Annotated in this window: 9 protein-coding genes; 6 read left to right on the top strand and 3 right to left on the bottom strand. The window is 63.1% G+C overall.

All coding sequences use genetic code 11. The features are described 5' to 3' along the window. Nucleotides 1-33: 33 nt before the first annotated feature. The 6 genes from mihF (at nucleotide 34) to AYX22_RS11865 (ending at nucleotide 6,102) form a co-directional block, all read left to right on the top strand. Entirely contained in the window at nucleotides 34-360 is a 327-nt protein-coding gene (mihF, locus tag AYX22_RS11890) for an integration host factor, actinobacterial type (protein ID WP_207593660.1), read from the top strand. A 21-nt stretch (nucleotides 361-381) separates the two neighbouring features. Beyond that, on the top strand, nucleotides 382-954 hold the full coding sequence (gene gmk, locus AYX22_RS11885; RefSeq protein ID WP_207593659.1) for a guanylate kinase: 573 nt from the start codon (nucleotides 382-384) through the stop codon (nucleotides 952-954). A gap of 39 nt (nucleotides 955-993) precedes the next feature. Next, on the top strand, nucleotides 994-1,254 hold the full coding sequence (gene rpoZ / locus AYX22_RS11880) for a DNA-directed RNA polymerase subunit omega (protein ID WP_017197559.1): 261 nt from the start codon (nucleotides 994-996) through the stop codon (nucleotides 1,252-1,254). 28 nt (nucleotides 1,255-1,282) lie between these two features. After that, nucleotides 1,283-2,533, top strand: coding sequence for a bifunctional phosphopantothenoylcysteine decarboxylase/phosphopantothenate--cysteine ligase CoaBC (coaBC, locus tag AYX22_RS11875; protein WP_207593658.1), 1,251 nt, complete (start codon nucleotides 1,283-1,285; stop codon nucleotides 2,531-2,533). A gap of 76 nt (nucleotides 2,534-2,609) precedes the next feature. Then, nucleotides 2,610-3,839 carry a methionine adenosyltransferase gene (gene metK, locus AYX22_RS11870; protein WP_089595220.1) on the top strand — a complete coding sequence of 410 codons (1,230 nt, stop codon included), beginning with the start codon at nucleotides 2,610-2,612 and terminating at the stop codon, nucleotides 3,837-3,839. A gap of 163 nt (nucleotides 3,840-4,002) precedes the next feature. Continuing rightward, complete coding sequence (locus tag AYX22_RS11865) at nucleotides 4,003-6,102, top strand: primosomal protein N' (RefSeq protein ID WP_207593657.1); 2,100 nt, start codon at nucleotides 4,003-4,005, stop codon at nucleotides 6,100-6,102. 7 nt (nucleotides 6,103-6,109) lie between these two features. Here AYX22_RS11865 and AYX22_RS11860 read toward each other — a convergent pair whose 3' ends face one another. From AYX22_RS11860 to AYX22_RS11850, 3 genes are read right to left on the bottom strand one after another with little or no spacing between them, the layout of a single operon-like run. Next, entirely contained in the window at nucleotides 6,110-7,192 is a 1,083-nt protein-coding gene (locus tag AYX22_RS11860; protein ID WP_207593656.1) for a glycosyltransferase family 1 protein, read from the bottom strand. Further along, a complete protein-coding gene (locus tag AYX22_RS11855; RefSeq protein WP_207593655.1) occupies nucleotides 7,189-8,133 on the bottom strand; it encodes an alpha/beta hydrolase in 945 nt (314 codons plus the stop codon). Before AYX22_RS11855 ends, AYX22_RS11860 begins: the two co-directional genes overlap by 4 nt. A 10-nt stretch (nucleotides 8,134-8,143) precedes the next feature. Beyond that, nucleotides 8,144-9,025: an aldo/keto reductase gene (locus AYX22_RS11850; RefSeq protein ID WP_207593654.1), complete on the bottom strand. Its 882-nt coding sequence runs from the start codon at nucleotides 9,023-9,025 to the stop codon at nucleotides 8,144-8,146. Nucleotides 9,026-9,056: the final 31 nt, after the last annotated feature.

The following is a 9,056-nucleotide window of genomic DNA, read 5'->3' as shown; positions in this document are numbered from 1 at the left end:
GGATCACAATCGCGATCTGACAGGGGTTTGGCAGTGGGCCTTAAAGAGCTGACACCACAGGAGCGTTCCGATGCGCTGGAGAAGGCCGCCAAGGCGAGGGCAGTCCGTGCCGCCGCCAAGGAACGGCTCAAGCGCGGCGAGGTCAGTGTTGCGGAGCTGATCTCTTCCGGGGCAACGGACGAGGCGATTGCGCGCATGCGTGTGGTGGAACTCCTGGAGGCCCTGCCGGGCATTGGCCCCGTCAGGGCGGCCGGGATCATGGCGGAGATAGGCATCGCCGGATCCCGGCGCATCAGGGGCCTGGGAATTCACCAGGCCCGGGCGCTGGTAGATTTTATGGACACCCAGCAAAGCGTTTGACGCATCTCCCCGAAGGAATCCGTGAGCAAGAAACCCGGACTGACTGTCCTTGCAGGCCCCACTGCCGTTGGCAAGGGAACCGTATCCACCTACATCAGGGACAACTATCCAGAGGTCTGGCTCTCAGTCTCGGCAACCACCCGGGCCGCGCGTCCGGGTGAGCAGGATGGCGTTCACTACTTCTTCAAGTCCGCCGAGGAGTTCGACTCCCTGGTGGCGGATGGTGAATTGCTGGAGTGGGCTGTGGTGCATGGACAGAACCGCTACGGGACGCTCCGCAGTACTGTCAACGCTGCCATCGCCGAAGGAAAGTCCGTCCTCCTGGAGATTGACCTCCAGGGCGCACGCCAAGTCAAGAAGGCTGTTCCGGACGCGAATTTTGTGTTCCTGGCACCGCCCACGTGGGACGAAATGGTCCGCCGCCTGGTGGGCCGCGGCACGGAAACTCCCGAGGAACAGCAGCGCAGGCTGGAAACCGCTAAACTGGAACTTGCTGCTGAACCGGAGTTTGACCACACCGTCATCAATGACGACGTTCGCCGGGCAGCGGACGAGCTTGTTTCACTCATGGGGCTTACCCCGCACCAGCGCTAAGCGCTTGCATTTGTTGGCCCGCTAAAATTTGGAGAATTCGTGTCCACGAACCTTGAAGGCATCATCAACCCGCCGATCGATTCGCTGCTTGAGGCTGCTGATTCCAAGTACGGCCTGGTCATCTTCGGCGCCAAGCGTGCCCGCCAGATCAACGCCTACTACGCCCAGCTCCACGAGGGCCTGTTTGAGTACGTTGGCCCGCTGGTTGACACCAAGCTGAATGAGAAGTCGCTGTCCATCGCCCTGCGCGAGATCAACGAAGGCCTTTTGGTTTCCACGCCGATCGAGCCCGCAGAATAAGTACAGACTGCCTGTTGACGGAGGTCACGTGCGCATAGTCCTCGGAGTCGGGGGAGGGATTGCAGCCTACAAGGTTGCATCGCTCCTCCGGCTTTTTACTGAAGCCGGCCACAAGGTCACGGTCATCCCCACGGAAGCGGCCACACGGTTTGTTGGAGTCGCGACGTGGGAGGCCCTCTCGGGCAACCCTGTGAGCAACAGCGTCTTTGACGACGTCGAGAAGGTCAACCATGTGCGCTTGGGCCATGAAGCCGACCTGATTGTGGTTGCGCCCGCCACGGCGGACCTCCTGGCCAAGGCTGCAACAGGACAAGCGGGCGACCTCCTCACCAATACGCTGCTCATGGCCCACGGTCCAGTGCTCTTTGCTCCGGCCATGCACACTGAGATGTGGCAGCATGCCGCAACCCAGGCGAACGTGGAGACGTTGCGCAGCCGCGGTGTGACAGTACTCGAGCCAGCCTCCGGTCGCCTCACCGGGTCCGACTCGGGCCCTGGCCGCCTGCCGGAGCCGGAAGCAATCTTCACGGCTGCGATGGCTTTGACTGAGGTGGCGGATGGCGCCAAGGCTTCACCCGCCACGGAGCAGCCGTTGGCAGGCCGGATCGTAACGATCTCAGCCGGTGGCACCAGGGAGGCGCTGGACCCGGTCCGCTTCCTGGGCAACCGCTCGTCCGGCAAGCAGGGTGCCGCCCTGGCCGCCGCGGCCTTGGCTGGCGGGGCAACTGTTCGCTTCCTTGCCGCACATATGGACGTCGAGCCGCCCGCCGGCGTCGAGCTTGTCCGTGTTGAGTCGGCGTTGGAACTGCGCGAGGCCGCGCTGAAGGCGGCAGTGGATTCCGACGTCGTCATCATGGCCGCCGCTGTGGCGGATTTCCGTCCGGGCGAGGTCTCGGACACCAAGATCAAAAAGGTCGACGGCGAGGATGCGCCCGTGGTGCGGTTGATCCGGAATCCTGACATCCTGCATGAGCTCGTGGAACGCCGCAACGCCGAGGGTGGCCGGCAACTGATTGTCGGTTTCGCGGCCGAAACAGGCGACGCCCAGGGAGACGTCCTGGAACACGCAACGGCCAAGCTCAAGCGCAAGGGCTGCGACCTCCTGGTAGTTAACCAGGTGGGCATTGGGCGCGTGTTCGGCCAGGATGAAAATTCCGTGGTGATCCTCTCCGATCACGGAGCCGAACCGCAGTCGGCCGCCGGTTCCAAGGCCGATGTCGCCGCTGCAGTGGTTGATCGGGTGGGCGCCGAGCTCACACGGGTCTTCCCGGCGTTGTAACTGAGCCCACACCCGAATTCTTAGCAAAGGGACACACGGCAGATGCCGCCGTCCCGCAACCCAGTAAGGTGGTCGAGTGACTTTACCGCTGCACCATGAACACCATGGCACCCCGTCCAAGCTCCGGCTCTTCACTTCCGAGTCGGTCACTGAAGGGCACCCGGACAAAATCTGCGACCAGATCAGCGATGCCATCCTTGACGCGCTGCTGGCCGCTGATCCTGAGTCCCGCGTGGCCGTTGAAACCATGGCCACCACCGGCCTGGTGCACGTGGCTGGTGAGGTCACTACAGACGCTTACGTAGAGATCCCGCAGATAGTCCGTGAGACTATCCTCGGCATCGGATATGACTCTTCAGCCAACGGCTTCGACGGTGCCCGTTGTGGTGTTTCGGTGTCCATCGGCCAGCAGTCCAACGACATCGCAGGCGGGGTGTTCAACTCCCTCGAGGCCCGCGAGGGCCGCCAGGAGGATGACTACGATCTCCAGGGTGCGGGCGACCAAGGCATCATGTTCGGCTACGCCAGTGATGAAACAGCTTCCTACATGCCCACGCCCATCTGGCTTGCCCACCGCTTGTCCGAACGGCTCACTGAAGTGCGCAAGAACGGCGAATTGGCTTACCTCCGCCCGGACGGCAAGACGCAGGTTACCGTAGGGTACGACGGCGACCGCCCGGTTTCCGTTGAAACCGTGGTGATTTCCAGCCAGCACGCCGAGGAAGCTGGCCTTGAGCAGCTTCGGGCCGATCTCGCCAGTTACGTCATCGACCCCGTCCTCGCGGCGTCAAGCCTGGACCTCTCGCGCACGGCCAATATTCTGAACCCGGCCGGTGCCTTCGTCATCGGCGGTCCGGTAGGCGATGCAGGCCTCACGGGGCGCAAGATCATCGTCGACACTTATGGCGGGTTCTCCCGGCATGGCGGCGGCGCCTTCTCAGGCAAGGATCCGTCCAAGGTTGACCGTTCGGCTGCCTACGCCATGCGGTGGGTTGCCAAGAACGTGGTGGCCGCCGGACTGGCCAAGCGTGCCGAAATCCAGATTGCCTACGCGATTGGCCAGGCCCGCCCGGTCGGGACGTACGTTGAGACGTTCGGCACGGAGACCGTGGACCCGGCCCGCATCAGCGAAGCCATCGACGAACTCTTCGACCTGCGTCCGCGCGCCATCATCGATGCCCTGGACCTCAAGCGGCCCATCTACGCCAAGACGGCAGCCCACGGACACTTTGGCCGCGACGAGCCCGATTTCACCTGGGAGCGTCTGGACCGGGTTGCTGACCTGAAGGAATATTTCAACGCCTGATCGCTTTGTCGATTTTGCCGGTGCCATCCGGGGTTACTACTTTGTCGGTGGCCCGTGATTGGCTGGTGCCAGTGAGATGCCCGCAGCGGGTTCCATCCTGCTGCGGGCATCTGCGTTGGTGACGCGCAGCGGTTTTCCGCTTGATGAGTTGGAGGTGAAGTGCATGGCAGGACCCGAGGCCCAGCCGTCCCTGCTTCAACCCTCGCTGCTGCAAGGTTTCCCGGACCGCCTGCCCGTCAACGGCCCGCCCCTGGCAGAAACGGACCCCGTTGCCCGCGTGGTTCTGGAGTCCTCCCTGCCCCACCTGGACCGGCCCTTCGATTACAGTGTTCCAGCTGTGCTGGCCGAAGCGGCTGCCCCCGGGGTCAGGGCCAAGGTCAAGTTCAACGGCCAGGAACTCAACGGCTACATCACAGAGCGGCGCGCGACCTCCGACGCGGCTCACCCGTTGACGGCCCTGCACAAAGTCGTCTCGCCGGTAGCTGTCCTTACCCCGGCCATTGCAGAGCTCGCGGCCAGGGTTGCTGCCAGGTACGCCGGAACACTGAGCGATGTCCTTCGGACTGCTGTTCCTCCCCGTATCGCCAAGGTGGAGAAGGAGTTGCTGTCCGGAGATTCAGATGAGGCCGTGGTGGATCCGGCGCCGGACAGTGATGCCCACGCATGGGCTTCGTACTCCAACGGGGCCTCCTATTTGCAGCACCTCGCCAGTGGCGGCTCGCCGAAGGCTGTCCTCACGGCGCTTCAGGGTTTCGGTCCGGACGGGTGGCCCGCACTTGTTGCTTCCGCCGTTGCTGCGGTGCGGTCCTCGGGACGGGGCGCCGTGGTGGTCGTGCCTGACTACCGGGACTTGGAGCAACTGGAAGCCGCCCTGGAGAGGGTCCTGCCGAAGTCCGACGTCGCACGGCTCACCGCGGACGACGGGCAGACGCCCCGTTACCGGAACTTCCTTCGGCTGCTGAATGGATCCGCCGGGGTAGCCATCGGCACACGTTCGGCTGCCTATGCGCCTGTACGCGACCTTGGCCTGGTGGTGTGCTGGGATGACGGTGACGATCTCCACATTGAGCAACGGGCACCGTACGCGCACTCCCGGGAAGTTTTGCTGCTGCGTGCCGAGCAGGAGAACGCCGCGTGCCTCATGGCTTCCCACAGCCGCAGCACCGAACTCCAGCGTCTGGTCGAGATGCACTGGGCCGTAGCCATTGAAGCGCCACGAAACGTGGTGCGTTCGACTGTTCCGCGGGTCTTGAACACCGCCGACAGTTTCGAACAGGAACGGGATCCCCTGGCACGGATCGCCCGTTTGCCGGGCTCGGCGTGGCGTGCGGCCAAGGAAGGCTTGGAGCGCGGGCCTGTCCTGGTCCAGGTGGCACGCGCTGGATATGCGCCGTCGCTGGTCTGCGAGACGTGCCGGGAACTGGCCCGCTGCAACGCCTGCCAGGGGCCGCTGGCGGTTTCCAGCGGCTCCGCCATACCTGCGTGCAGGTGGTGCTCCACACCGGCGCCACAGTGGAGATGCACCCACTGCAGCGGAACCCGGCTGCGTCGTGGCGCAGTCGGCGTCATGCGCACCGCAGAGGAATTGGGCCGTGCGTTCCCTGGCAAGGCTGTGGTGACTTCCTCCGGTGAACACATTAAGGCAACAGTTCCCGATACTGCTGCCCTTGTGGTGGCAACCGTGGGAGCCGAGCCGGTGGCTCCAGGGGGCTATGCTGCCGCTCTGCTGTTGGACGGCAACTCGCTGCTCCGGAGGGAAAACCTCCGGGCGGGGGAGGACACTGTCAGGCGTTGGTTCAATGCCGCTGCCTTGGTCAAACCTGCCCACGAGGGGGGCCTCGTGGTGATCACGGCTGACGATACCGTCGCCACGGGTGCGCTGCTGCGCTGGGACGCGCCGGGCTTCGCATCACGGGAACTGGCGCTGAGGAAGGAACTCCATTTGCCCCCAGCGGTGCGGGTGGCGTCAATTACCGGGACCAGGGCCGACGTCGGGCATTTCGCCGATGCTTTTGAAGCTACCGCGACGTTGCCGTCGGGCAACAAGCTCCGGAAGGCCGGTCCTGCGCCGGTTCAGCTTTACCCAGGGGCCTCGCAGGGTGCCTCCAGCGAGGCAGATGAGGACGTCCGGACGTTGTATTTCCTGCCGTACGGCGACGCTGCTGAAGCCACGCGTGCCCTGCGGGCTGTGAAGGCCGCCAGCGCCGCCAAGCGCACGTCGGGTCCGGTACAACTTCGCCTGGACGGCGTGGACGTCCTCTAGGGGATCCCTAGGCCCGGCGTTTGCGCAGTGCCACGACTTCCTCGGCTGCAGCAAGCAGTTGCCGCGCCGACTCGTCCCAGGTGAATTCGGATGCCCGCTTAACGGACTGGCGGGAGCGCTGCTGCCAGAGAGCGTCGTCACCGAGCTCAGCCACAGCGCCGGCGAACTCCGTAGGTGATCCGGGGTCCACATAGCTGACAGCGTCTCCGCCCACTTCACGGAAGATCGGAATGTCGCTGGCAATGACAGGGGTTCCCAGTGCCATGGCTTCCACCAACGGCAAGCCATACCCCTCAGCGCGGGAGAGACTGATCAGGGCAGTTGCCCTCAGCAGCAGTTCGTCGTACTGGGCGTCGGTGACGCCGTTGTGGAACTGGACCTTGGCTCCGGTGGGAACCATAGCCTCAAGTTCAGACTGACGTTGCGGGGTGATGCGGCTGAGCAAGTGCAGGGTGTAATCGTGCAATCCGGCCATTCCCCGAATCATCGTCTCTACGTTCTTGTACGGCATGAACGAACCCATGTAGAGAAGGGTTTTATCTGCGCCGGAGCCAGGATCGCGCGGCGACTGACCCGGCTGAGGGGCATTGCCGACTATCCGGACGGGCCGTTTGGTCAGTTTGTATTTGGCCATCAACGCTTCAGTGGTTCGGCTGATGGTGGCCACGATATCCGCTCGGTTCAGCAGGAGACGCTGCGGCCAGTAGGCCTTGTGGTACAGCCTCCACAGCAAACGCACGGGTGCGGGCAGGAAGCCAGGGGGTGTCGGGTGCTGGTAGTAAATGAGGTCGTGGAGTGTGAGCACCAGTCCGTACCGGCGGCCGAAGGTGCCCATGGTCTGCATGGGGCACACCACCACATCGGCGTTGAGGGGATTGACCTTGCGGGCTACGAAGAGTTCGACGGGTGACAATGGGCTGTTGACGAGCACGTAGGGGACGTCCGGCAGCAGGGCAAGTTGGCGCTTATCGCTGATCAGCATGGTGACGTCGGCGATTTTGGATGTTGCGGCTATGAGGCTTGAACCGTAGCGGCTGATGCCATCGTGGTGGTCCGTCCTGGTAAAGCGGGCGTCGATGACAATTTTCACGCGGGATGTTCCTCCAGGAAGGTGCGGATGGCTTCTGCCGCCGGGACCGGCGTCTCATAGTGGATTAAGTGCCCGACGCCGGGAATGACTTCCAGCCTCGCGTCCGGAAGGCGCTCCATGAGTTTGTACTGGTTGGGAAGGGTGGCGATCTCATCTTTTTCACCGGCCACAAGGAGCACCGGGAGGGTGAGTTGTTCGGCAACCTCGGCCACGTGTCCTGAGACGGAGGCCTTGAAGGATTCCAGCAGGCTCTTCCTGTCGGCGAAGGCGCTGAAGTAGGCGTCGTGCTGGCCGTGGATGAAACGGCGCAGGGCTTTGTCCTTGGTTTTGGCCATGGTGATGCTCATGATGCGCACGATTGCCCGGTTGCGAAGGATTGCGAGTCCCAGGGGGCGCGGAAGCCTGGCCGACGCCTGGTAGTACAGCACAGCGAGCTTGGTCATGATGCCCTTTGGACCCTCCAGCGCGGGCGCCGCAATGGGGTTGATCAGGATCAGCGGGTAGATGGCGTGTGGGTGCGTCGCTGCGAAGTGGCTGGCGACGATCGAGCCGAAGGAGTGACCCAGCAACACGGTCTTTGGCCCGAGGCCGAGCGCTGCCATGAAGCTGGAAATGAACTGACCGTAGCGTTCAACAGTGTGCTCATCATCAACGAACGGATCGGAGCTTCCGAAGGCCGGCAGGTCCGGCATGATGATCCGCATTTCCGGGAGCTGGTCGGCCACCCGGAGCAACCCGTGGTGGTCTCCCCGGAATCCGTGGATCACCAGGATGGTACGGGTTTTGGGGGTGACGGTGACCGGTTCGTACGTCCAATACGCCACGTTGCTGCCGTCAACATCAATGTCCGAAGCTACAGTCCGCCCTGGAAGGGCTTCGCTGAAGAATGTGCCAGGGGCCTGTGTTCCTTCGGGGGAGTTGGCGGTGTCCACTTTTTCCATGCAGCTGTTCCTAATTCACGTTGTCCGGATGCGATCCGGTTCGATGGTGCCGCTCAAGCCCTGCGATGCCGTCCATGTCCGTGGCGTCGAGTTCGAAATCAAAAACGGCGAAGTTCTCTTTGATACGGCCTGCAGAGCTTGCTTTCGGGATGACCAGGTTCCCCAGTTGGAGATGCCAGCGGAGAACAACCTGCGCAGGAGTCCTGCCGTACTTCTCCGCCAGGCGGATGATGGCCGGATCTGCCAGTACCTGCCCTCTGCCGAGTGGGCTCCACGCCTCAGTGCGTATACCGAGTTGTTCGTGCAAGGTGCGCAACCTGGTCTGCTGCAACCAGGGGTGCAGCTCGATTTGGTTGACGGCCGGGACTACTTCGGCCTTCTGCATCAAATCGTCCAGGTGGCCGGGTTGGAAGTTGGAAACACCAATGGCCCGGATTTTGCCTTCCCTGTACAAGGTCTCCATGGCTTTCCACGTCTCCACCAACAGTCCACGTCGGGGGCAGGGCCAGTGAATGAGGTAAAGATCCACGTAGTCGAGCCCAAGGTTTGAGATGGACGTGTCGAAGGCGCGAAGGGTGGCGTCGTAGCCGTGGTCATCGTTCCAGACCTTGGTGGTGACGAAGAGGTCCTCCCGTGCCAGGGTGTGAACGGATTCTCCGGAACCGCCCGTTCCCCTGTTTGCTTCCGCGGCATCTCCGACTGCGCCGCCGATGGCTCGTCCGACGCCGACTTCGTTGCCGTACATCGCGGCCGTATCGAAGCGCCGATACCCCTCACCCAGGGCTGTGGCTACCAGGGCCTCGGCGTCCTTCGGGGGCACTTTATAGAGTCCGTATCCCAGGCTGTCCATCTGTACGCCGTTGTTCAATGTCTGCCGGGACGGGAATCTCATAGCAAAGACTCTACCCATTCCTTGCACGAAT

This window comes from Arthrobacter sp. D5-1 (assembly GCF_017357425.1).
Taxonomy (GTDB): domain Bacteria; phylum Actinomycetota; class Actinomycetes; order Actinomycetales; family Micrococcaceae; genus Arthrobacter.
This window is presented reverse-complemented; position numbering and strand designations above follow the sequence as displayed.

Bases quoted from the DNA above. Each gene is read 5' to 3' on its own strand.
- AYX22_RS11850 (WP_207593654.1), bottom strand. From the start codon at position 9,025: ATGAGATTCCCGTCCCGGCAGACATTGAACAACGGCGTACAGATGGAC.
- AYX22_RS11865 (WP_207593657.1), top strand. From the start codon at position 4,003: ATGGCAGGACCCGAGGCCCAGCCGTCCCTGCTTCAACCCTCGCTGCTG.
- AYX22_RS11855 (WP_207593655.1), bottom strand. From the start codon at position 8,133: ATGGAAAAAGTGGACACCGCCAACTCCCCCGAAGGAACACAGGCCCCT.